This window comes from Serratia sp. YWN4 (assembly GCF_055790845.1).
Genome location: NZ_CM147696.1, coordinates 3,873,169 through 3,895,094, shown reverse-complemented (window position 1 = coordinate 3,895,094; position 21,926 = coordinate 3,873,169). Strand labels below are relative to the sequence as shown.

General features: G+C 53.6%; 20 protein-coding genes and 1 pseudogene. 6 read left to right on the top strand and 15 right to left on the bottom strand.

Translation table 11 applies throughout. The features are described 5' to 3' along the window. The first annotated feature begins 5 nt into the window (after positions 1–5). The 4 genes from ACX9GT_RS18220 (at position 6) to ACX9GT_RS18205 (ending at position 6,078) form a co-directional block, all read left to right on the top strand. Positions 6–2,531 carry a type VI secretion system Vgr family protein gene (locus ACX9GT_RS18220; protein ID WP_473188086.1) on the top strand — a complete coding sequence of 842 codons (2,526 nt, stop codon included), beginning with the start codon at positions 6–8 and terminating at the stop codon, positions 2,529–2,531. Continuing rightward, a complete protein-coding gene (locus ACX9GT_RS18215) occupies positions 2,531–3,823 on the top strand; it encodes a VRR-NUC domain-containing protein (RefSeq protein ID WP_473188085.1) in 1,293 nt (430 codons plus the stop codon). The genes ACX9GT_RS18220 and ACX9GT_RS18215 overlap by 1 nt, the downstream gene beginning before the upstream one ends. Before the next feature lie 12 nt (positions 3,824–3,835). Then, positions 3,836–5,050 (top strand): DUF3396 domain-containing protein, encoded by a 1,215-nt coding sequence (locus ACX9GT_RS18210; RefSeq protein ID WP_473188084.1) that lies wholly within the window; start codon positions 3,836–3,838, stop codon positions 5,048–5,050. A 186-nt stretch (positions 5,051–5,236) separates the two neighbouring features. Further along, positions 5,237–6,078 (top strand): IS5 family transposase gene (locus ACX9GT_RS18205; RefSeq protein ID WP_473188083.1). Its coding sequence is split into 2 segments (ribosomal slippage): positions 5,237–5,579 and positions 5,579–6,078, totalling 843 coding nucleotides; the frame shifts between segments, so codons are not numbered across the junction. Positions 6,079–6,096: 18 nt separating this feature from the next. Here ACX9GT_RS18205 and ACX9GT_RS18200 read toward each other — a convergent pair. Both ACX9GT_RS18200 and ACX9GT_RS18195 read right to left on the bottom strand, forming a co-directional pair. Then, a pseudogene (locus ACX9GT_RS18200) lies at positions 6,097–6,264 on the bottom strand (tyrosine-type recombinase/integrase); the annotation flags it as partial. A 51-nt stretch (positions 6,265–6,315) separates the two neighbouring features. After that, positions 6,316–7,512 (bottom strand): tyrosine-type recombinase/integrase, encoded by a 1,197-nt coding sequence (locus tag ACX9GT_RS18195; protein WP_473188082.1) that lies wholly within the window; start codon positions 7,510–7,512, stop codon positions 6,316–6,318. Positions 7,513–7,751: 239 nt separating this feature from the next. On the opposite strand from ACX9GT_RS18195, the gene thiM reads away from it, so the two are divergent. After that, on the top strand, positions 7,752–8,546 hold the full coding sequence (thiM, locus tag ACX9GT_RS18190; protein ID WP_473188081.1) for a hydroxyethylthiazole kinase: 795 nt from the start codon (positions 7,752–7,754) through the stop codon (positions 8,544–8,546). Beyond that, on the top strand, positions 8,543–9,343 hold the full coding sequence (gene thiD, locus ACX9GT_RS18185) for a bifunctional hydroxymethylpyrimidine kinase/phosphomethylpyrimidine kinase (RefSeq protein WP_473188080.1): 801 nt from the start codon (positions 8,543–8,545) through the stop codon (positions 9,341–9,343). The genes thiM and thiD overlap by 4 nt, the downstream gene beginning before the upstream one ends. A gap of 35 nt (positions 9,344–9,378) precedes the next feature. Here thiD and gutQ read toward each other — a convergent pair whose 3' ends face one another. The 13 genes from gutQ to mdtD all read right to left on the bottom strand — a co-directional run bounded on the left by gutQ (position 9,379) and on the right by mdtD (position 21,846). Next, positions 9,379–10,350, bottom strand: coding sequence for an arabinose-5-phosphate isomerase GutQ (gutQ, locus tag ACX9GT_RS18180; protein ID WP_473188079.1), 972 nt, complete (start codon positions 10,348–10,350; stop codon positions 9,379–9,381). Further along, the gene (srlR, locus tag ACX9GT_RS18175; protein ID WP_473188078.1) at positions 10,343–11,116 is read right to left on the bottom strand and encodes a glucitol operon DNA-binding transcriptional repressor SrlR; all 774 of its coding nucleotides are present in this window, start codon (positions 11,114–11,116) and stop codon (positions 10,343–10,345) included. Before srlR ends, gutQ begins: the two co-directional genes overlap by 8 nt. Positions 11,117–11,198: 82 nt before the next feature. Then, the gene (gutM, locus tag ACX9GT_RS18170) at positions 11,199–11,555 is read right to left on the bottom strand and encodes a transcriptional regulator GutM (protein ID WP_473188077.1); all 357 of its coding nucleotides are present in this window, start codon (positions 11,553–11,555) and stop codon (positions 11,199–11,201) included. A gap of 266 nt (positions 11,556–11,821) precedes the next feature. Then, positions 11,822–12,601 carry a sorbitol-6-phosphate dehydrogenase gene (gene srlD / locus ACX9GT_RS18165; RefSeq protein ID WP_473188076.1) on the bottom strand — a complete coding sequence of 260 codons (780 nt, stop codon included), beginning with the start codon at positions 12,599–12,601 and terminating at the stop codon, positions 11,822–11,824. A 10-nt stretch (positions 12,602–12,611) separates the two neighbouring features. Further along, positions 12,612–12,974, bottom strand: a complete 363-nt coding sequence (gene srlB, locus ACX9GT_RS18160; RefSeq protein ID WP_473188075.1) for a PTS glucitol/sorbitol transporter subunit IIA — start codon at positions 12,972–12,974, stop codon at positions 12,612–12,614. Between the two features lie 17 nt (positions 12,975–12,991). Then, positions 12,992–13,975 (bottom strand): PTS glucitol/sorbitol transporter subunit IIB, encoded by a 984-nt coding sequence (srlE, locus tag ACX9GT_RS18155; RefSeq protein ID WP_473188074.1) that lies wholly within the window; start codon positions 13,973–13,975, stop codon positions 12,992–12,994. A gap of 15 nt (positions 13,976–13,990) precedes the next feature. Continuing rightward, a complete protein-coding gene (srlA, locus tag ACX9GT_RS18150; protein ID WP_473188073.1) occupies positions 13,991–14,539 on the bottom strand; it encodes a PTS glucitol/sorbitol transporter subunit IIC in 549 nt (182 codons plus the stop codon). 283 nt (positions 14,540–14,822) lie between these two features. After that, positions 14,823–15,722, bottom strand: coding sequence for a lipid kinase YegS (yegS, locus tag ACX9GT_RS18145; RefSeq protein WP_473188072.1), 900 nt, complete (start codon positions 15,720–15,722; stop codon positions 14,823–14,825). 566 nt (positions 15,723–16,288) lie between these two features. After that, positions 16,289–17,641 (bottom strand): prephenate-dependent tRNA uridine(34) hydroxylase TrhP, encoded by a 1,353-nt coding sequence (gene trhP, locus ACX9GT_RS18140; protein WP_473188071.1) that lies wholly within the window; start codon positions 17,639–17,641, stop codon positions 16,289–16,291. 227 nt (positions 17,642–17,868) lie between these two features. Next, positions 17,869–18,207 carry a YegP family protein gene (locus tag ACX9GT_RS18135; protein WP_473188070.1) on the bottom strand — a complete coding sequence of 113 codons (339 nt, stop codon included), beginning with the start codon at positions 18,205–18,207 and terminating at the stop codon, positions 17,869–17,871. 119 nt (positions 18,208–18,326) lie between these two features. Next, complete coding sequence (baeR, locus tag ACX9GT_RS18130) at positions 18,327–19,046, bottom strand: envelope stress response regulator BaeR (protein WP_473188069.1); 720 nt, start codon at positions 19,044–19,046, stop codon at positions 18,327–18,329. Further along, entirely contained in the window at positions 19,046–20,428 is a 1,383-nt protein-coding gene (gene baeS / locus ACX9GT_RS18125; RefSeq protein ID WP_473191634.1) for an envelope stress sensor histidine kinase BaeS, read from the bottom strand. The genes baeR and baeS overlap by 1 nt, the downstream gene beginning before the upstream one ends. Next, the gene (gene mdtD / locus ACX9GT_RS18120) at positions 20,428–21,846 is read right to left on the bottom strand and encodes a multidrug transporter subunit MdtD (RefSeq protein ID WP_473188068.1); all 1,419 of its coding nucleotides are present in this window, start codon (positions 21,844–21,846) and stop codon (positions 20,428–20,430) included. The genes baeS and mdtD overlap by 1 nt, the downstream gene beginning before the upstream one ends. Between the last annotated feature and the right edge of the window lie 80 nt (positions 21,847–21,926).

Genomic DNA, 21,926 nt, shown 5'->3' with positions numbered 1-21,926 from the left:
GGTCTATGGACAGCACAGTGGCAAGGTTTGGTTCTTCTCTATCCCTCTATACCCTGAATATCAATGACAGCCCGGTCAAACCGGATATCCTGCGCTTTCGTGGGCGTGAAGCCCTAAGTGCGCCATTTAGCTGGAATATTGAATTCACCACCCCACAGGTGAATGTCTCCCCTGACCAAGTATTGATGAAGTACGCCAGCCTAATGATGCATGGCGGCAAGGTGGTACACGGTATTATCACCGGGTTCGAGTGGCTTTCCACTTCTGCTGACCAGTCACACTACCGTGTTGTACTTGAATCCCGCCTTGCCTTGCTATCCCGCACCCGCCGTTGCGCGATTTACCAGAACCAATCGGTGCCGGAAGTGGTGGAGCAGGTATTACGTGCTCATGCTCTTGAAGGCCAAGACTTTGAGTTTGGGCTGGAATGTGCCTATCCACCGCGTGAACTCATCACCCAATGGCGTGAAACTGATTTGCAGTTTATCCAACGCATCCTCGCGGAAGTCGGTATCTGGTTTCGCTCTGAGATGCAGGCAGCGACCGAGCAGGAAAAACTGCTGTTTGCCGACAGTCCGTTGAATTACCAGTTTGATGTCCGCTTGCCTTATCGTGAACCCGCTGGCTTGTACGATGGCGCGGAAGAATCGGTGTGGAGCGTGCGCACTTGGCACCGTGTGGTCACGGGTGGAGTCAGTGCCAGAGATTATAACTACCGCACCGCCAGCACCCCGCTGGATACCCATGTCAACGTGCGCAGTGACGCGGTGACCACCGGAGAGCATTACCGCTACGCCGCACCGTATCGGGACGCGGGTGATAACACGGCTCTGGAGCCAGAAACCGAAAGCGGGGCGTTTTATGCCCGTATTCACCATGAGCGGGAACTCAATCAATCCGCACGTATTCATCTGTTCAGTAATGCGTCCCACCTCACGCCCGGTCAGGTATTGGAGCCGCAGGGAGAGGTGATCCGCGCATTGCAAGAAGGGATGGTTATCACCCTCGCCACCTTCCGAGCCTCGCGTGATTCCCGGCTGCATATGTCGCTGTGGGGTATGCCCTACACTGAACGCTACGGTTTTCGACCAGCGGAAGTACCGCGCCCACAAATCCACGGCACCTTGCCAGCCCGCATCGAGAGCCGCGAGAAACGCGATACCTACGCCTGGCTGGATGAGCAGGGCCGCTATCGGGTAAAACTGGATTTTGACCGTGATGACAGCGAACAGGGTTATGCCTACCTGTGGTTACGGCAGGCGAAGCCCTATGCTGGCGAGGTTTACGGCTGGCACACCCCGTTGATTGATGGCGTGGAAGTGGCTATTGCCTATCATAACGGCGATATCGATTTGCCGTACATCGCCCATACACTGCACGATTCGGCGCACCCGGATCACGTCACTCGCGACAATCACACCCGCAACGTCCTGCGCACCCCTGCCAACAGCAAGCTGCGGCTGGAGGATAAGCGCAATGAGGAGCATATCAAGCTCGCCACGGAATTTGGCAAGAGCCAGTTAAACACCGGCCATCTGGTGGATGCACAGGATAAACCGCGTGGGAAAGGCTTTGAGCTACGTACTGATGAATACGGGGTGATCCGTGTCGCGGAAGGGATGTTTATCAGTGCAGACGGGCAAGCCAAGGCGCAGGGTGACGTGCTAGATATGGCCACCGCGCTGAAGGAAATCGACATCTGCTTACGCCAGATACAGCAGCTCAACGCCGCCGCCGAACAGGCTGAGGCGCTGAAAGCGGATATCGACAGCCAGATAGCCATGTTTGAGCAGCGTTTGAAACCGTTAAATGACACCCTGCATTTCTCTGCCCCAGAGGGGATAGCCGTGACCAGCGGTGAACACATGCAACTGGCAGCCAGCAAAAACGTGGTCATCAACGCCGGAGGCGATATCAGCGTTGGCGTAATGGGTAATATGACCGCCCTTGCCGGTGACAAGCTGGGGCTGTTTGCCAGAAGTGGGCAACTGAGCCTGAAAACCGGTGAAGGGTCGATAGAGATGCAGGCGCAGAACGGTAATCTGCGACTGTTTGCGGAGAAGAAACTCACCCTGAGCTCCGCCGACGATATCTCGTTTGCTGGGAAGAAGCGCATCACGCTGATTGGCGGCGGTAGCTATGTGAAAATCGAGATGGGGAAAATTGAATACGGCACTACCGCTCAGTATGTGCGCAAAGTGAAACGCACGGCGAAGGCAGGCGCGGCGAGTTTGCCACTGCAAATGCCGCGTATGGGCACTGTGTCGATGTACTCCGCGATTTACCAGTTGCAGGATAAACAGGGTAACATTCTGGTTAATACCCCTTACCGCCTTATCACTCCCTCTGGGCAGACCATAACCGGTTATAGCGATAGTGAAGGTCGCTCCGTCCCAGTCTATACCCGCCAGCAGGAAGAGGTAGAACTGCATATTCTGCAACGGACACAGCAACCAGAAGAAACGCTGTGGTTTGCGGGTGAAACCGACACTCAACTATTGGCTACCGAACTCAGGGAGACTGCATCATAATGGAACTGCCCGATTTACCTGATACAGCCACTGGTCTGGACGCACCTGCTGATAGTGCCGGTAAAAACAGTCAGGCATGGGACTGTACTACGACCGGCGTGGAAATGGTGGAAAAGCAGTCACGCCTGCCGACCACCGAAAATCGCCAGTATCTGCATATCAAAGTGGAATATGCCATGCGCTTTCCACGCTTGTCGGCAGAGATCCGCCGGAAAGGCCGCACGTATCAAATGAGCCTGAAGCAACTGATGATGAGTGGCTTGATACGTGTCGATGAAATAGCGCACAGCTACCGCTGGTATTATAAGGCTGAGGTGTCGTTCGATATGCGCACCACACCACCACGCCCGTTTCTGAGCATCACGGAAAAAGGGGCAGACAGAAGGCATACGCTCAATCCTTTCCCAGAAACCGGTAAAGGGATCTACCGCCGCCCAGATGTGATTATTGTGAAAGACAAGCAGGATCGCTGGCCTGGTCTGGCAGGGCCAGACAATGAGGGCCATATGCACAGCGATAATCTGGCCCGTTTAGTGGAAGTGAAGTTTCCGGGGGATGACTTTAAGGGGGGACAATATAGAGATTACATGCAAATTGTGGGAAACAACCGCAGCAAAATGACTATTTTGGAAATCTACGATTGCCGTCCAGAAGAACAGCAATGGGTCGATCAGGTGGTGAATGTCACGATGAAAGCCTGGAAAACCAGTGGCGCGAAGTACTGGCCGCTGTTCCTCTATCCACCGATTTTTATGCCCCACCCCCCGACCACTCCGGTTGCACCGAAGATTGAACCTTGGACTTACGCCAGAAAAGCGGCCGCCGATCTTAGCGAAGGCGTGTTACAGGGTGCTGCCGACGGCTGGAATGCGTTATCAACAGAGATGCAACAGACGCTTCGCTCCGTGGCGGGCTGGCTAAACGACAGTGGGGAATGGGTGTACCGGCAGGGTAGCCAGACATGGGTATGGGCCAGCAAAACCGGCAAACACATTCAATCCTGGAGCAATGCACAAATCCAGGCGGCTTGGCTGGCGATACAACACGCCACCGATATGACGTTGGAGATGCTGAAACAAGTAGACTGGGTTCAAGTGTTGACCAATGTGGCGAAAACTGTAGGCGTCATTCTGGTAGCAGTAGGGATTGGTGCTCTGGTGGTGACGTTGGGGATCCCGGAAGCGATTATAGGAGCATTTTTATTGATTGTACGTCTAGCGATCAGTGCATGGGAAACCCTCGCGGCAATTCTCGGTGCAGGAGCTGGTACGGCGGCACTGGCAACCCATTAAACAGGAGTAGGTATGGAATTGCAGGATTTTGAGTTGAACTACATTGAAAAATGGTTACCAGAAGCCTCGCTAAAGTATAAGGATGGCCAACCTGCCATCAATCTCGGACTTATTATCACCGTATTTTTTAAAAATGGTCATACACAAGAAGTCCGCCAAAAAATGGTGGAGTGTGTGGATCGTTTTTATGCGAAATTTAAGTCTCAATTGAAAAAACACGTCACTAACAGTTGGGTAGGGATCACTGAAAATAATTATAAAAAGTATCGACAAGAAATTATTGATTCCAGTCCCGAAGAAATTATTGACTGGTATTTAACCAGTGCAACAGAAAAATTTATTGCACCAGATTATGAAATATCTTTATTGGGGCAACGTATTTTTCATAATGAGAATGATAGATCTGCAATTAAGCTAACTTTCCCATTTTCTTTGCTGAAAGAGCCTGATGGTAAGCAATATTACCAGAATTGGTTACTGTGGTTATGTGATACTTTTTCGGTAGAAAGTGGTTATGCAGGTATATCTTTCTCACTACCACAAGAATTTTACCGGCTGTTCCCTCATGAATACTCATTGGCACAACGCTTTTCTGGTGTCATGGTGGATTCATTAGGTTTTCTTGATGGTGTTAACTCCACCGAAGGCATTAAAGGGGCTTGCTGGTACACTATTTTAGGTACGCCGTGGCTGGAAAAGTTAGGGGGAGAAGAGAAATTAAAGCGTCGTTTAGTCAGTACGCCTGAAATCAGCCTATTGCCTTACAATAACGGCGTTATCTTGAAAGCTGGGGAACTTCCTCCTGCATTGGGTGAAATGAAAACCGAAGGGTTGCCGCCTTTGCTGGTGAAGGTGAATCAACTTATTCGCCCTGTTCGTCAAGATGGTCATAATGGCCTGCATTTCTATTCCGAATATGAAGGGCTTCAGTTTGATGAAGAATCTTCAATGAGGTGGTACGCTCGTTTTGACGAAGCCAGTGACCTGCTGGATAAAGAGGAAATAGGTAAATCATACGAACCAGTACGTATCAAATGCTGGACAGATGAAATCGCCCCTCATGCAGGCCAATGGGCGGCGATTGTTAATGGCACCACCCAGTATATTCAGACTCGCGTAGGACAAAAAATGCCGGACTTTGAAGATATCTACGGTAAAAAACACCGTGCCTGCTGGTCATTACTGAAACGGGATGATAAAGGCAGTGTGTATATCATCCCAGAGTAATGCTGTTTTTTTACACACGATTGAGTAAGACTCTGTGTTATTAATGCTGATAGCGGCGCTATATGATTGAGTTTAGCCGCTATCAGCAGAGGAAAAAGTGACTCAGGTACGCCAGTGCATGAGCTAGGCTGTGTCCCTCAATTAAAAATGGTATACTGATCACCTAATTTTCAAACAGTTATCGCTATGGCTCGCTACGATCTTCCTGATGCTGCATGGGCACTCATCCTGCCATTATTACCTCCAGAACGCTCTCAGCGCCCTGGGCATCCCTATAGTGAACACCGTAAAGTCATCAATGGCATGTTTTGGGTGCTGTGCTCTGGGGCTCCCTGGCGTGATTTACCCGAACGCTATGGGTCATGGAAAACCGTCTACAACCGTTTCAACCGGTGGGCAAAAAAAGGCATCATTAACTCTATATTCAATAAGTTACTGTCCATTCTTGATGAGCATAAGCTGCTCGACTGGTCGGCTATCTCTCTGGATGGTAGCAATATTCGTGCAATGCGTTGTGCTGCCGGTGCCCAAAAAAACATCCCGATATCGCCAGTGATCATGGCCTGGGTCGCTCACGAGGCGGTTATGGCACCAAAATCCATCTGGCAACAGACGGAAACGGGCTCCCTTTAAATATCGTGCTGAGTGCGGGTCAAGCTCATGAAAGTCAGTTTGCGCTACGGTTATTAGATGGCATCGGCGTTCTAAGAAAAAATGGTTTTATGAAGCGTCGAGGCAAGGCCGTTCTCGCTGATAAAGCCTATTCAAACAAGGCATTACGTAGTGACTTAAAGCGGAGTGGTATCAAGGTCGTTATTCCGCATAAGTCGAATGAGAAGGCCAGTACAGATGGACGAACCCGATTTGATAAAGAGATTTATCGTAGGCGCAATGTTGTAGAAAGAAGCTTTGGTTTGCTGAAAGAAAACCGCCGCATAGCGACACGTTATGAAAAGACGGCGAGGAACTACCTGTCGATGGTTCAACTGGGCTGTATTCGGCTGTTTTTACGACGAATATGTAATTGAGGGACACAGCCTAGACACTTACGCTTTCAATGTGTCGAGATAATCCGCCCATTTTTGCAAAAGGTCGTATGTACCTTCGATACCTTTACGTGAATGGCCTAAAACAGCTTCTGCAACTTCACTGAGGCATCCAAGACGAGCCAAGCCAGTACGCACGGTTCGTCGCAGGTCGTGTGGTGTCGAGTGAGATGTTGCAAGAGAAAAAATGCTCTCATATCAAGTGATAGCGTTAATACATTATTCCTCTTGGTTATGATTTTTCCTCATAATATTCATCTGAAACCACTTAAACCAAACAGGCCAAGCGTTATTAACGTTTTCCTGAAAAGCCTTCGGTTGGTATGTAGCAAGGATTTTGGACGTTACCGTTTTAACACTGTGCCCCAACAGTAGATCAACAACCATTGGATCAATACCTGCCTCACCACTCATCAATGACGCGGCACTACGGCGTATATCATGGGTCGTAAAGTCATTACCAACAGTCGGGCGTAAACGTTCTGCCGAATGTGCCATTGTTGTTTCACCAATATAGCCCCAGACAAGGCTATCGTTGGTTTTCCTAGTCCAAGACCATTCCTTTAACAACTCAATGAGTACCTCTGGGAGAGGGTAGATGCGTTCTTGTCGGGTTTTTGTCCTTGTGGCAGGTAGAGTCCAGATTTGAGCGTCCAGATCCAGCTCGGACCATGTCATCTTCGTAACTTCACTCTTCCTGGCCCCCGTGACCATCAGAAAACGCATTGCCGCATGTGATGGAGTATCTCCAAGACTGTGCCAAAGAGTGTGGTACTGCTTTGTACTCAGGCAATTTTCTCGTATTTTACCGATCACGGCAGCAACAGTTTTGCGATCATGCACTTCAGATAATTTTTGAGGAACATATACTGGCTGACCAGATTGTCCCTCTATACCATGTGCCTGAAACGCATATAAAACCATAGCCCGAACGATTTGGCATACTCGATGCGCTGCATTGGTTGCACCTAAGGAGATGAGTAACATATACACATGCTGGTAGGTCAGTTTTTCTGGCTGTAGGTCATAGAGTGATTTGCAGTGCTTGTTCCAGATGGATTTTCTGTTCGCTTTTGATGCTTCAGGGCATTTTATTTGTAGCCATTCAGTGAAAAGTGCGTCCATGTTTGCCGGTGTACCTGCATCAGTTTTACCCGGAGCAATGCCTCTTTTCACTTTTGCAACTTGCTGGCAGTGCCATTGCTTGGCATCCTCCAGAGAATGCGCAGGGAAAGTGCCTAAAGTGATATCAAACCCAGCAGCGATGTACCTCCAGCTTTTGGTGATTACACCTGAGGGATTGCGACGAGATACAAGATACAAACCTGTAAGACCGTTGTTGAATACGTTCTCTTTTTTCATGCTCTTATCATCTGGTACTGAGAATCGTTGGACATCGGTTTTGGTTTTTAGCATTGGCATAATCCAGTTTTTCTGTGTACCCAAAATGTACCAAAGGAACGCTGAGATTGTAAGAGTTTTCATGAAACTAATTGAGACGATGATTTGTTGAAAGTTGTTTTAAATCATGAGTTTTAAGCCTTGGTGATATTTGGTGAGACTATGCCAAATGACTTGATCTGGATAATACCAGCGTAGGGAAGTCTCGGTATCTCAACCGGTACCCGCCTTCTTGAACGCCGGTTGGGAGCAATATGTTGACTCGACCTGATGTGTTACCCGGCATCCGTGCCGCGGCCTGTTTTCACCAATTTAAACGCCATCTCCCGTTGATTCATTGTCTGACTAACGAAGTGGTACAGGAATTGACCGCCAATGTTCTACTGGCCCTGGGGGCTTCTCCGGCGATGGTGGTCGAGCCTGCCGAGGCCGCACAGTTCAGCCGTGTGGCGGATGCGTTGCTGATCAATATCGGTACGCTGCACAGCGCGCGGGCCGAGTCGATGCTGGCCGCTATCGAGGCTGCCAATCACGCAGGCAAGCCTTGGGCGTTGGATCCGGTTGCGGTGGGCGGTTTGACTTATCGCACTGATTTTGCTCAGCGTTTACTGATGCTACAGCCTGCGGCGATCCGCGGTAACGCGTCGGAGATTATGGCGCTGAGCGGTCTACGGGCTAGCGGCCGTGGCGTCGACAGCAATGACGACTCACTGGCCGCGTTACCGGCAGCGCGTGAACTGGCCCAGAGTAGCGGTGCGATTGTGGCGGTGAGCGGGGTGGTGGATTACATCACCGACGGTGAGCGTGACTGGGCCGTGACCGGTGGCGATATCCTGATGACGCGGGTGGTGGGCACCGGCTGCGCGCTGTCTGCGGTAGTGGCTGCCTTTTGCAGCCTGCCGGGCGATCGGTTGGATAACGTAGCCACCGCTTGCCGGGTGATGTCGCTATGCGGTGAACGTGCGGTGGCACGCTGTAGCGGCCCCGGCAGCTTTACCCCGGCGTTTCTCGATGCGCTTTACCAACTGACCCCAGAGGATCTGCAATGAAACGTATTAATGCTTTGACCATTGCGGGTACCGATCCGAGCGGTGGTGCGGGGATTCAGGCCGACCTGAAAACGTTCTCGGCGCTGGGGGCTTATGGCACCAGCGTGATCACCGCCTTGGTGGCGCAAAACACCCGAGGGGTGCAGTCGGTATATCACATCGATCCGGCCTTTGTGGCTGCCCAGCTTGATTCTGTGCTCAGCGACGTGCGTATCGACAGCGCCAAGATCGGCATGCTGGCGAATGCGGAGATCGTCACGGCGGTGGCGGAACGCCTGCGTCACTATCAGCTGCCGCACGTAGTGCTTGATACGGTGATGCTGGCTAAAAGCGGCGATCCGCTGCTGGCACCAGAAGCTGTCGAATCTATCCGCCGTGAATTATTGCCGTTGGTTTCCATCATTACGCCCAACTTGCCGGAAGCGGCGGCGTTGCTGGCTTGCGTACCGGCTGAAAACGAACGGCAAATGCGCGAGCAGGGGCAGGCATTGCTGGCGATGGGTTGCCAGGCGGTGCTGATGAAAGGGGGGCACTTGAACGAAGGTGAGAGTCCGGATTGGTTGTTTACCGCCAGTCTGGAGCAGCGTTTCACTGCGCCGCGCGTGGCGACCCGGCATACCCATGGCACCGGTTGCACACTTTCGGCCGCGCTGGCGGCATTGCGTCCGCGCCATGAAAATTGGGTTGAAACGGTGGCGGCAGCCAAAGCCTATCTGCAACAGGCCTTGCAGCAGGCCGATAGCCTTGAAGTGGGGCAAGGCATCGGGCCAGTACACCATTTCCATGCCTGGTGGTGAAACAGGCCGGGCGCAGGAAACGCCCGGCACCAAGTTCAACCAACCCCAGCCTGATGCAGATCGTGCAGGTTGATCGCCCCGACCAGCACGCCATCGATATTAACGACCGGGGCCGCGCTGATGTGTTGTTCGTGCAGGGCTTCCAGTGCTTCACCGGCTCGCCATTGTTCCGGCAAACGATAACCGGGGCGGGTGATTGCCGGGCTTAAGGCATCGTTGAGGCTATTGCCTTTCACCAGCCAGCGGCGCAGGTCGCCGTCGGTAAACACGCCCACCACTTTCTGCTGGGCATCACACACCGCGACCAGGCCAAGGCCGGTGCGGCTCAGTTCCAGCATCGCCTCCATCACGTTGACGCTTTCTTTGACTACCGGTAGGCGATCGCCGGTGCGCATCAGATGGTGGACGCGGTTTAACAGGCGCGCACCCAAACTGCCGCCGGGGTGAGAACGGGCAAAATCTTCCGCGTTGAAACCGCGCTGGCGCATCAGCGCCATGGCCAACGCATCGCCCATCATCAGGGTGTTAACTGCGCTGGAAGTGGGAGCCAATCCCATCGGGCAGGCCTCACGCTCTACGCTGATATCCAAGGTGCAGGCCGCGCCCAGCGCCAGCGGGGATTCTTTGCCGCCGGTGATGGCGATCACCGGGATCTGGCTTTCGGCCAGCAACGGCAGGATCAGATCCAGCTCTTTGGCGCGGCCGGAATAAGAGATAAAGATCACCACATCGTCGGCACCGATCATGCCGAGATCGCCATGCAGCGCTTCGGCAGGGTGGACGAAGAACGACGGCGTGCCGGTGCTGGCCAGCGATGCGGCAATCTTTTTGCCGATATGGCCGGATTTACCGATGCCGGAAATCACCGCTTTACCTTGGCAGTTCAATAGTAGTTCGCAGGCACGGACAAAATTATCGTCCAGCCGGGTCAGCAGGCGTTGTGCTTCCGCCAGTTCAATCTCTAGCGTTTCGCGGGCAAAGTTGAGCAGGGCAGTGGCGTTACTCATCGGAGTCTCCTACCAGAATGATATTGATGCCTTTCGCCTGCAACGCGGCGAGGTAACTCGGGTTGATGCCTTTATCGGTGATCAGCGTATCCACTACGCCCAGTTCGCACACTACGTTCGGGCTTTTACGGCCGAATTTGGAGGAATCGACCAGCAGCACAATGCGGCTGGCGGCTTCGCACATGGCTTTGCTGACGTTGTGTACCTCATTGAAGGTGGTGACTCCCGCGTTGAGATCGACCCCGTCGGCACCGATAAACAGTTTATCAAAGCTGAACTGGTGGAAGGCCGATTCGGCCAGGCTGCCGTGAAACGAAGCCGATTTTTTGCGGTAGGTGCCACCGGGCATCAGGATGGTTTGGTCGTTGTCCAGCTCCACCAGCGCATTGACGATATGCAGGCTGTTGGTCATCACGGTGATGTTATTGAACTGCGCCAGATGCGGCACCATCTGCAATACGGTGCTGCCCGCGTCGAAGATCAGCGAATCGCCGTCGTCGATCAGTTTGATGGCGGCGTAGGCGATCTGGCGTTTCTTTTCGGTATTGATGTGGGTTTTGCGATCGATGGGCTGATCGCCATCGTCACGGCTGAGCACCACACCGCCGTAGGTGCGGATCACCTCACCCTCTTCTTCCAGCAGGGTGAGATCTTTACGGATGGTGGTGCCGGTGGTGGAAAAATGTGTTGCCAGTGCATCCACTGCCGTTTTGCCATGTTGCTGCAAGTATTCAAGAATAGCGGCTTGCCGCTGCTTTGGTTTCATAGCGATTCCTGTTCACAAGAGTTGACCATTCCTCTCGGTGAATAATTCACTATGAAAGGTAATGTCTTTTAGTGTGAAAATATCATGATTTCGGTGTAATCGCTAACAATAGTGCAGTTTTGCATGATTGATCCTCGGGGAAGATCACATCCGGGCATAAATCTTGCTGACGCATGCCATGCAACTCAGTGAGTTGTTTAGGCTGTGCGAAAATAGTCAGGCCGCGCATCAGCATACTGCCACACACCCGTTGCTGTTGATCAAACGCCAGCGCCAATATCACGCGGGGTTTGAAGCGCCCGCCGGAGCGGCCAACGCCCACGGCACCCAACTGGCACAAGCGATCAAAGGCGCGGTTGAAACGTTGGATCTGCCACCAGCCGAGGGCGATTTGCATCAGCCAGGCGATAATGGCGAAGGTAATAAGTGCGCTGGTCATAAGATTGTGCTCCTGTGTAAAAATGAAGGGGAAATCAGGTGATCTTCCCCTCACCCTAGCCCTCTCCCACAGGGAGAGGGGACTGGATGTGCCACTGTTTTACTCCGGCGTTAACCGTGGCATTTATCGACTTGTTTTCCCTTGGGCTAAGGGGCGGTATGCGCCACCGCTTTACTCCAGCCTTAACCGTGGCATTTATCGGCTCCCTCTCCCTTGGGGAGAGGGTTGGGGTGAGGGGGTACAATCTCGCCCTTAGCCGATATATATCAGAACATCACTTGCCCGCCGGTAATGTTGATCGACTGACCGGTGCAGTACGACGCCTTATCGCTGGCGTAAAACAGCAGGGTATTCAGCACGTCTTGATAATCACAGCCGCGTTTGAGCGGCACCTTGTCGGTGTAATACTTCTCAACGTCTTCGGGTTTGATCCCCAGTTTCTGCGCGTATTGCGGCAACAACGACTGGAACATTGGCGATTTCAGCAGGTTACCGAGCATTAATGAATGCACGGTAATGCCATATTCCGCCAGATCGAGCGCCAGCGATTGGGTCAGCCCAACGCCGCCGAACTTGGCCGCGCTGTAGCCAGAGTTGTGCTTGCTGCCGACCTTGCCGGATTTGGAGTTGATCTGAATGATGCGCCCGGCAACGCCGTCGCGGATCATCAGGCGCGAAAACTCGCGGGCACAGAGAAAATACCCCACCAGATTCACCTGCAATGAGCGGTCAAAATCCCCCAGTTGGAAATCGGTGATCGGCGCCGCTTTGGCAATCCCGGCGCTGTACACCAGCAGATTCGCCTGGCCGAAAGCCCGATCAACCGCACCCGCCAGGGCGATAACGCTGGCTTCATCGGTGGCATCGGCCTGGAACCCAACGGCGCGATCGGCACCGTATTGCTGATTGATTTGCTGTGCCACCAGATGGGCGTTGTCAGCGCTCAGATCCGCCACCGCCACGCGGTAACCGGCTTCTGCCAGCCCATGGCACAGGAAGGCTCCTAACGTTTGGCCACCGCCAATCACTACAGCGACTTCAGACATGTTGTGCTCCTTAAACAATAAATTTCAGCGTGCTGCCTAGTGGGATATCCGCAGGCGTCGGGCCGGTAACGTGGATCGAACCGGGGAATTCCGCCTGTGCCTCGCCGTCGAAACGTACGGTAACGTGGCCCAGTTCGCGCAGGTTCTGCGTGGCAACTTCACCAACGGCGGTGATCGGGTAGCGGCTTTCGCCCAGTTCCATCACCCCGCCGACCTGTAAATCACCGGCGGTGCTGCCGTGCTGGTGGATGAAACAGTACTCTTCGATATCAGCCGGAGCGCCTTCACGGAAGGTGATCAGCATGTCATCCAGCAGCGCATCACGGGCACAGCCGCCGATATGGGTAATGGTGGTCTGGAAAATGGTGTTCATCGTTTCCCCTGTTCAACTTATTGATAAATAAAGGCCGATGCGGCCCAGGCGATCAGTACCGTAGGTGCACCGGTAAGAAAACGCCCGACCAGTACCGAAGGCACACCGACGCGCACCGTATCCTGCTTGGCCTCTGCCAAGGACAGGCCGACCGGGATAAAGTCACAGGCTGCCTGTGCGTTAATGGCAAACAGCGCCGGTAAGGCCAACTGCGGTGGGATATGGCCAAGGCCAATCTGCACGCCGACCAACACGCCGATCACCTGAGCAATCACCGCGCCTGGGCCGAGGAACGGCGAAAGCAGCGGGAAGGAGCAGATCAGCGCCAGCGTCACCAGGCCGATCGGGCTGTTGGCCAGCGGCGTCAGGCCATGAGCGATAAAATCCCCGAGCCCGGAGGCCAGAATGATGCCGATCAATGCCGAGACAAAGGCCATAAACGGCAGGATGGTTTTCAGGATGGTGTCGATGGTGTCACGCCCGGCCTGGAAGAACACTGCTACCACCGATCCCATGCCCATCCCGACTTTGGCCAGCAAGCCATCGCTTTGCTCGGTGATCTTCTTGCTGGTGTCGTAGTCGCGTACTTTTGGTGCTACGGGCTGTTTCGGCGTAGCCGCAGCGCCATCAGCCACCTCAACCCGGCTGATATTGTTTTCCCGCACGCCGGAAACGTAGATATCTTCCAGAATAAACTGCGCCAGCGGGCCGGATTGACCGGTGGCATGAATGTTGATGGTCGGGATGCGGCGTTTCGGGTAAATACCGCAGCGCAAGGTGCCGCCGCAGTCGATAATCATCACGCCGATTTCTTCTGCCGGTGGTTCACCCTCTTTAAAGCCGTCAACCGCTGGCCAGCCGGTCAGTTCACTGATTTTGTCGACGATCGCCGGGCGGGTACCGGCGGTGATATAGACAACCTTCTTGCCCGGTTCGATAGCCAGTTGCAGTGGGCCACCCCAGCCGCTGGCACCTTTCTCAATACGGATATAAGCGCTCATGCTGTACTCCACAAATTAAAGTTGAACCTGACGATCCAGTTTGATGCCCATCTTGCGTTCGAACAGGCTGGTGGTGAGATCGGTGATCCAACCACGGAAGAAGTTGGTGAACAGCCCAACCAGGAAATAGCTCACGGCCAGCGGGGCCAGCGGCAGGCCCAGCGTGGTCAGCCCGCTGGCGATACCGAGGTAAACGAACAGTTCGCCGGGGTTGATATGCGGGAACAGGCCGTTCATCGAGTGGCAACTGTAAGAGGCGGCGGCGTAGTAGCTCGGTTTGTATTTCTCTGGCATAAAGCGCCCAAGGCTTAGGGTCATGGGGTTACAAAAGACAAAGGTGCCGATCAGCGGCAGCAGCAGATAGCGTGAAACCGGGTTACCTGCACAACGCTGCGCCAATCGTTCGATGCGTTCCTGGCCAACAAATTTGATCAGCGCGTTCATGATGACTAACAGGCAGATCAATAAAGGTAAGATGCCGGTCACCATGCTGACAAACACCTCACCGCCTTTCTGAAACAGGCCGATAAACCATTCGGCTCCGTGGGTTATTAGATCAATCATTATTTTCTCCTGTGATGGATGAAATGGCTTGGAGCGAACCTCGGCTCTGCGCCATGGGCCTACAGTAATCATTTAATGAACTCATTTGTTTTAAATGGATCACAATTTGAAAGATAAATATTTTATTTTGAAAGTTTAAAGTGAAAGAAAAGGAAGTTTAAACCCAGCGGGGTGGGGGTTTTATAGCAATAGAAATAGCCCGACATTGCCGGGCTTGGGGGATGGAGATTAAAAACAGAGGGTTAACGAGGATTTAGGGTTCGAAAATGAGCGGGTGGGCAGGTTAACCTAACAGTTCGCAATTGGGTGGCAAGCGGCACTCAATCGCGTTTGGCAGTAATTCAATACGGAAATGCTTACCTTTTAGCGGCTCACCATCGAGATTGAAGATGATTTCGTGTGGTGCGCTAATTTCCAGCCAGGGCAATGAGGCATCGACCACGCTGTTGTTTTCTTCACCGCTGAACAGGCTGCTGATCAAGGCTGGCAGCAATTCTTCAGCGGTCAGCAGGCGTAGTTGCAGCAGGCCGTCGTTGATCAGTGCGCCGGGGCACAGTTTCTGCCCGCCACCGGCCTGTTTGCCGTTGCCGATACCAATCACCAGCGCTTCACCGGACCAGTGGAAATCTGGCCCATGGATCTCACAGCTGTCGGCTTGCAGCGTATCCATGCGCAATAGGCCATGGATGAAATAGGAAACGCCACCCAATGCCGCTTTCAGTTTTTCTGGGGTTTCGGTGGTGATACGCGTACCAAAACCGCCGGTGGCCATATTGATGAAATAGCGATCCTCGTTGACTTTCGCCAGATCGATCGGCACTGCTCGGCCCTTGATCGCCAGTGGCAACGCCTGCTCGGGTGCCAGAGGGATGTTACACGCGGTGGCGAAGTCATTGGCGGTGCCCAGCGGCACAATGCCCAAGATCGGCCGTGTGGTGGGCGGGAGTTGGGCCAGCGCGGTGACCACCTCGTTAATGGTGCCGTCGCCCCCACCGGCGATTACCGTTTCGGCCCCCAGTTGACAGGCTTCTGCGACGAAACGGGCGACGTCACCCTGTTCCCAGGTTACGCGAACATGCAAAGTCAGGCCTTCATCCCGCAGCGTTTTCACCGAGAAACGTATTTCCTCGTTGCTGGCGCTTTTGCCGTTAATGATAAGCAGCGCTGACGCGTGTTGGCTCATGTTTATCCCCTGGGTGAAAATGAATGTATCTAGACGATAAACCACAACAGGGGGATGGGCCACCGGAATATTCGGGTAATAGTATATCGCGGTTGACTATAACGGCATTTTCTTCTGAAACTGGGATATTTCTATCTCGGTATAAATGTTCACATTAAAAAAATGCTTAATCGTTATATTAAAATTTATATATAAGGAGGAGCTCGCTATTCTAGTTAAATTAAAATTAAGAAATGTCTTATAAAAATGACTATTTCTTATGTTTTAACATCGTAGCGTGGCTTGGTGAGCCGTTACCCATAATTTCAGTTTTTGGCTGGTGCGCACCCAGCGGTGGCTCTGGTTGTAACGAGTTAATGCAATGAAAATCAGGGGGAATAAGCAAAGAAAAAGCCAACCCAAGGGAGATTGGGTTGGCTAAGGAGGTGGTTCCTAGTATTGCTATGCAAATATTTTCGTTATTAGTTTTAAGCAGCGTGATAATAACCAAGCTGCACGGTAATTGATGTGATCTGATTCTAATATTTGCTAAAAAATCGCCACCGGCTGAGGTGGCGATAAACGGCTTATTGCGGTTCGCTATTTTCTTCTGGCAGATTGCGAATCAACAAGGCGTAATTCAGGTCAACATCTTCTGGGATCGGCAAATAAACGATATGGCCATTACCTGGCGCAACGTCAATGGCTTCACCTTTCTTATTCTGCATGCTTTCCAAGGTAAACAAGACGTTACCGCCGGGCGTCATCATTTCCACGCTGTCGCCGCACAGGAATTTATTTTTCACATCCACTTCAGCCCAACCGTTGCGACGCACGCCGGTGAATTCACCGACAAATTGCTGACGTTCGGAGATCGACGAGCCGTAATCATAATTCTGGTGGGCATCGTGGGTGTGACGACGCAGGAAACCTTCGGTATAACCACGGTGTGCCAGCCCTTCCAGCGTGGTGAGCAGGCTGGGATCAAACGGCTTACCGGCAACGGCATCGTCAATGGCGCGGCGATACACCTGCGCAGTTCGCGCGCAGTAGTAGAAGGATTTGGTGCGGCCTTCGATTTTCAGCGAATGCACGCCAAGCTGCGTCAGGCGCTCCACGTGCTGGATGGCACGCAGGTCTTTCGAGTTCATGATGTAGGTGCCGTGTTCATCTTCGAAGGCACTCATGTACTCGCCGGGTTTTTGTGCTTCGGAAAGCATAAACACTTTATCCGTTGGCGCGCCGACGCCAAGCGTTGGTTCAACGTTCTGCACCGGGATCGGCTCATGCATATGCACGATGCTGCCGGTATCGTCTTCTTTGCCTTCTTCCGCTTTGTACTGCCAGCGGCAGGCATTGGTGCAGGTGCCCTGGTTCGGATCGCGCTTGTTGATATAGCCAGAAAGCAGGCAACGGCCGGAATAGGCCATGCACAGCGCACCGTGGACGAAAATCTCCAGCTCCATTTCCGGCACTTGGCTGCGGATTTCTGCGATCTCATCCAACGACAGCTCACGCGACAGAATCACGCGCGTCAGCCCCATCTGCTGCCAGAATTTTACCGTGGCCCAGTTGACTGCATTAGCCTGCACCGAAAGATGAATATCTATCTGTGGGAAGGCTTCGCGCACCATCATGATCAGGCCAGGGTCGGACATGATCAACGCATCCGGGCCCATGTCGATCACCGGTTTCAGATCGCGCAGGAAGGTTTTCAACTTGGCATTGTGCGGTGCGATGTTAACCACCACGTAGAATTTTTTACCCAGCTCATGGGCTTCGTTAATCCCCAGCGCCAGATTCTCGTGGTTGAATTCGTTGTTACGCACCCGCAGGCTGTAACGAGGCTGGCCGGCGTATACCGCATCGGCACCATAAGCAAAGGCGAAACGCATGTTTTTCAGCGTTCCCGCCGGGGAAAGGAGTTCTGGTGTAAACATCGTGATTCTCGGTCTGATTTCAGGTCAGCACCGCGCCACTTAATGGCGCAGCAAAAGTGGGGGATTGTAACGGCAGCCCGGCAAGAAATCAGCAATTAACCGGAATTATTTAGGGGAGAACACTGTTTTTCAGGGAGGCTTTTATCACCCCAAGCGCTGAGTTGGCCCAGCGCTTGGGGTGTTTTCGCTATTTTGCAGGTGACGACCGTGCCTAACATGAACATGGCTCAGGCGTTTAAATCACGTACATGAGGGGTTGGGCCATGCCTGATCACTGACTGAACGCCGTTTTTCGCCGCGCTTTCTGAACTGTACATCTGGCTGGTGCCGATCACCTGCTGGTTTTTGGCTTTCAGCACAAAGTAGGGCTTTTCATTACTGCCGATCTTCAGTTCAAACTGGGCCTCATCGGGCGCATTGGCTTGCACCGACGCAATGCCGTTTTCCGCGGAAGCCTTGCTGGCGTACATCTCGCTGGAAAGAATAATCTCTTCGTTATTGGCTTTCAGAGTGAAGTGGTACTGCCCATTACTCGATTTTTTTAGCTCATAGTGGCCTGTTGCCATAGTCCTTCTCCGTTGGGTTCCAATGACAGAGGTAATTGTAGCCAATAGCTTGAAAAGTGAGGTTTGAGCAGCAAAATAATCGTGGGATATGTGATCTCTTACGCTCGCCCTGAAGGGATTTAAGCCAACCCGTTCACCAACCGGCATGGTTCGGCTTCCCAGCGATAGCCGACCCCGTAAACCGAACGGATAAAGGCTTTATCGCCGTCAATCAGTTCCAGCTTGCGGCGCAGGTTTTTGATGTGGCTGTCGATGGTGCGATCGGTCACCACGCGGTAATCGTCATACAGGTTGTTCAACAGCTGCTCGCGCGAGAAGACGTTGCCCGGCTGGCAGGCCAGGGTTTTCAACAGGCGGAATTCTGCCGGTGTCAGATCCAGAGGATGGCCGCTATAGCTGGCCTGGAAGCGCGGTTCATCAATATGCAGCAGCGCTTCTTCGTCACCCTGTTCCATGGGCCGGTAGCAGCGGCGCAGAATGGCTTTGACTCTGGCAACCACTTCACGCGGGCTGTAAGGTTTGCAGATATAGTCATCAGCTCCAATCTCCAACCCCAGTAGGCGGTCGATCTCCTCAATTTTGGCGGTTACCATCATGATCGGCACGTCGGTAAAGCGGCGCAGATCGCGGCAGATGGTTAACCCATCGCAACCCGGCAGCATCAGATCCAGCAGGATCAGCGCCGGTTGCTGTTCATGCACCGCCGGAACCACCTCGCGGCCATTGCTTAGCCAGCGTGTGGCGTAGCCCGCTGCCTGCAAATAATCCACCAGCAATTGGCCCAGCTTGGGCTCATCTTCCACAATCATAATCTGCAATGGCGGGTTCGGATTTTCCATTATGGAGCCTTGTTGTTCACCTGAGTGGGGAAATCTACTGTAATGCGCACGCCGCCGAAAGGCGAATGCTGAGCGTGGATCGTCCCATTATGCGCTTCTACAATGTTCTGACTGATGGCCAGCCCTAACCCGGCTCCGCCGCTGGCACGGTTGCGTGAGCCTTCGGTACGATAAAAGCGTTCGAAGATGCGTGCCAACTGCTCGTCACTGACGCCGGGTGTGCTGTCCTGCCAGTAAATCCGCACTATACCCGGCAGCGATTCGATACCGACTTCCAGCCTGCCGCCGGGATCGGTGTAGCGCAGGCTGTTCTCCAGCAGATTGTTGAACAACTGGTTGAGGCGATCCGGATCGCCGAACAGCTTTGCCTGTTCTGGCAACTGGGTGACGATCTCCAGCCCTTTGGCATGAAAACGCTCACGGAAGGCGGCGACGGCGATTTGCACCAGATGGACACAATCTACCGATGATTTACGGTAGGCCAGGGCACCGAGATCGGACAGCGAAAGCTGATGCAGATCGTCCACCAGCTTGGTGAGGGTAGACACTTCTGCCAGCAGAGAATTGATCGAAGCCGGTGTCTGTTGGCGAACGCCATCCTGCAAGGCTTCCAGCTCACCGCGCAGCACCGCCAGCGGGGTGCGCAGTTCATGCGAGATATCGGCCATAAACGCTCGCCGCATCTGTTCGTTCTTTTCCAGCGAAATGGCGAGGTGATTGAAATCCTGCGCCAACCGGCCCAGCTCGTCCTGGCTGCTTGGCGTAACGCGGGCGCTGAAATCCCCTGCGGCCAAACGATGCGTACCCGCCACCAGCCGTTTGACCGGTGCCAGCAGGCCGCGCGACAGCAGCCAGGTGACCGCCGCTGCCAGCAGCGTTGATAGCGCGACGATCAGCCAACTGGTGCGTTTTTGTTGCCGATCAAAGTTGATATCGGCATTGCGCGTCAGCTTCTCCGGCGGGGCCGCCATCACCCAACCGACAATCTGGTTGTTGTAACGGATCGGGTGGCGGGTGCTCTCTTTTGGTATCGGGCCTGGGCGGCCTACCAGCCGCTGATACTGGCTATCGACGATCCAGAACTGCGAACGCCAGCCTTTGGGCGGCAGATTATGGCTGCTGTCGCTGTTTTGCTCAAACGAACGCACGATCTGATACACCACCTGATCGTTATTGCGCAGGAACGCCCAGTTGCCGTGGCGGCGGTATTGATCTTCCAGCGCGTCGCCGAGCATAGTGATGCGCTGCTCGTTACTCTGCTTGATATAGTCGATAAACCCCCGTTCAAAGCTGATGCGTACTCCCCAGTGCATGGTGATCAGCACCAGCATGCAGGTGGCGAAGATCGCCATGAACAGTTTGCCGGTGATGCCTATTCTCATCATTGCAACCTCGTTGAGCCTTTTGTCAGCGTGCGGCTGGGGGCGATGTTGGCCGGTACGCGGGCGAAAACCAGCGCAGGCAGGGCGATGATCAGCGCCATACAAAGGTAACTGTAGATAAAGGCGCTATGGATGGCAGCGCTGTCGGCCACCACCTGATGATGGGCGAAGCTGCCGATCAGGATCCCGGCCACGCTGACCCCTAAACTCATGGAAAGCTGCATCACCATCGACAGCAGGCTGTTGCCGCTGCTGGCCAGGCGATCGGGCAGGTCTTTCAGTGTCAGGGTATTCATGGAGGAGAAACGCAGCGAGTTAACCATGCCCTGGAAGAACAGCACCACCGGCAGCAGATACACCCAGCCGAGCATCGCTACCAGCGGCAGGGTTAAACTGACCACTGCCAACAACAGCGTGCTGGCGACCAGCACATGGCGATAACCAAAACGGTTGACGACCTGTACCACAATGCGCTTCATGCCCATGCTGCCAATGATCATCGGGATCATCATCAACCCGGCATGGAAGGGAGAGAACCCCATGCCGATCTGTAGGAACAGCGGCGTCATAAACGGCAACATGCCGCTGCCGATGCGCCCCAGCAGGCTACCCGTCAGGCCGATCCTGTAGGTTTCGGTTTTAAACAGCCGCAGCGAGAACAGCGCCCGGCTGTTGCCCTTGGCATGCCACCAGTAACCGGCCAGCGCCGCACAGCCCAGAACCACCAGCCCGACTAAAATAGCAGGAGAAAGCCCCATGCCTTTGTGGCCGTCGAGCGCCAGCGTCAGCGTTGCCATGCCGATCGCCAGCATGATAAAGCCGCTGATATCAAAGCGGCGGGTCTGCATACGGTAATTGGGCATAAACAGCAGGGTGGCGATAGCGCCAACAATCCCCACCGGAATATTGATCAGGAAGATCCAGTGCCAGTTGGCATATTGCACCAGAAAACCGCCCAGCGCAGGCCCCATCAACGGGCCGATCTGGCCGGGCAGAGTGACAAAGGTCATCGCCGCCATATATTGTTCACGCGGGACGATCTTCATCACCGTCAGCCTGCCGACCGGCACCATCATCGCACCGCCAATGCCCTGTACCACACGAAATGCCACCAGTTCACGCAGGGTTTCTGCCTGAGCGCACAACACCGAACCGAGTGTGAACAAAACAATGGCGCTGAGGAACACCCGCTGGGTGCCGATCTTATCGGCCAGCCAGCCGCTGGCGGGCAGCATCACCGCCACCGTCAGCACATAAGAGACAATCACCGACTGCATGCGCAGCGGGTTTTCCCCCAGGCTGGCGGCGATCGACGGCAGCGCAGTATTGACGATGGTGGTATCCAGCGCCTGCATAAAGAAGCCAAAGGCCACAATCCATAGCTGCCATTGTACTGGGGCGGTCTGTCTGATAATCATTCACCTACCTTTCATATTAAAAGCTATCGTGATAGCTAATCATCACCTAGGTGCTAAAGGGGTAGCCCCCCTCTCCCTGT

Bases quoted from the DNA above. Each gene is read 5' to 3' on its own strand.
- trhP (WP_473188071.1), bottom strand. From the start codon at position 17,641: ATGTTTACACCAGAACTCCTTTCCCCGGCGGGAACGCTGAAAAACATG.
- yegS (WP_473188072.1), bottom strand. From the start codon at position 15,722: ATGAGCCAACACGCGTCAGCGCTGCTTATCATTAACGGCAAAAGCGCC.
- ACX9GT_RS18195 (WP_473188082.1), bottom strand. From the start codon at position 7,512: ATGCTAAAAACCAAAACCGATGTCCAACGATTCTCAGTACCAGATGAT.
- ACX9GT_RS18210 (WP_473188084.1), top strand. From the start codon at position 3,836: ATGGAATTGCAGGATTTTGAGTTGAACTACATTGAAAAATGGTTACCA.
- ACX9GT_RS18215 (WP_473188085.1), top strand. From the start codon at position 2,531: ATGGAACTGCCCGATTTACCTGATACAGCCACTGGTCTGGACGCACCT.
- srlD (WP_473188076.1), bottom strand. From the start codon at position 12,601: ATGTCTGAAGTCGCTGTAGTGATTGGCGGTGGCCAAACGTTAGGAGCC.
- thiM (WP_473188081.1), top strand. From the start codon at position 7,752: ATGTTGACTCGACCTGATGTGTTACCCGGCATCCGTGCCGCGGCCTGT.
- srlR (WP_473188078.1), bottom strand. From the start codon at position 11,116: ATGAAACCAAAGCAGCGGCAAGCCGCTATTCTTGAATACTTGCAGCAA.
- ACX9GT_RS18220 (WP_473188086.1), top strand. From the start codon at position 6: ATGGACAGCACAGTGGCAAGGTTTGGTTCTTCTCTATCCCTCTATACC.
- gutQ (WP_473188079.1), bottom strand. From the start codon at position 10,350: ATGAGTAACGCCACTGCCCTGCTCAACTTTGCCCGCGAAACGCTAGAG.
- srlB (WP_473188075.1), bottom strand. From the start codon at position 12,974: ATGAACACCATTTTCCAGACCACCATTACCCATATCGGCGGCTGTGCC.
- srlE (WP_473188074.1), bottom strand. From the start codon at position 13,975: ATGAGCGCTTATATCCGTATTGAGAAAGGTGCCAGCGGCTGGGGTGGC.
- srlA (WP_473188073.1), bottom strand. From the start codon at position 14,539: ATGATTGATCTAATAACCCACGGAGCCGAATGGTTTATCGGCCTGTTT.
- mdtD (WP_473188068.1), bottom strand. From the start codon at position 21,846: ATGATTATCAGACAGACCGCCCCAGTACAATGGCAGCTATGGATTGTG.
- gutM (WP_473188077.1), bottom strand. From the start codon at position 11,555: ATGACCAGCGCACTTATTACCTTCGCCATTATCGCCTGGCTGATGCAA.
- thiD (WP_473188080.1), top strand. From the start codon at position 8,543: ATGAAACGTATTAATGCTTTGACCATTGCGGGTACCGATCCGAGCGGT.
- baeS (WP_473191634.1), bottom strand. From the start codon at position 20,428: ATGAGAATAGGCATCACCGGCAAACTGTTCATGGCGATCTTCGCCACC.
- ACX9GT_RS18135 (WP_473188070.1), bottom strand. From the start codon at position 18,207: ATGGCAACAGGCCACTATGAGCTAAAAAAATCGAGTAATGGGCAGTAC.
- baeR (WP_473188069.1), bottom strand. From the start codon at position 19,046: ATGGAAAATCCGAACCCGCCATTGCAGATTATGATTGTGGAAGATGAG.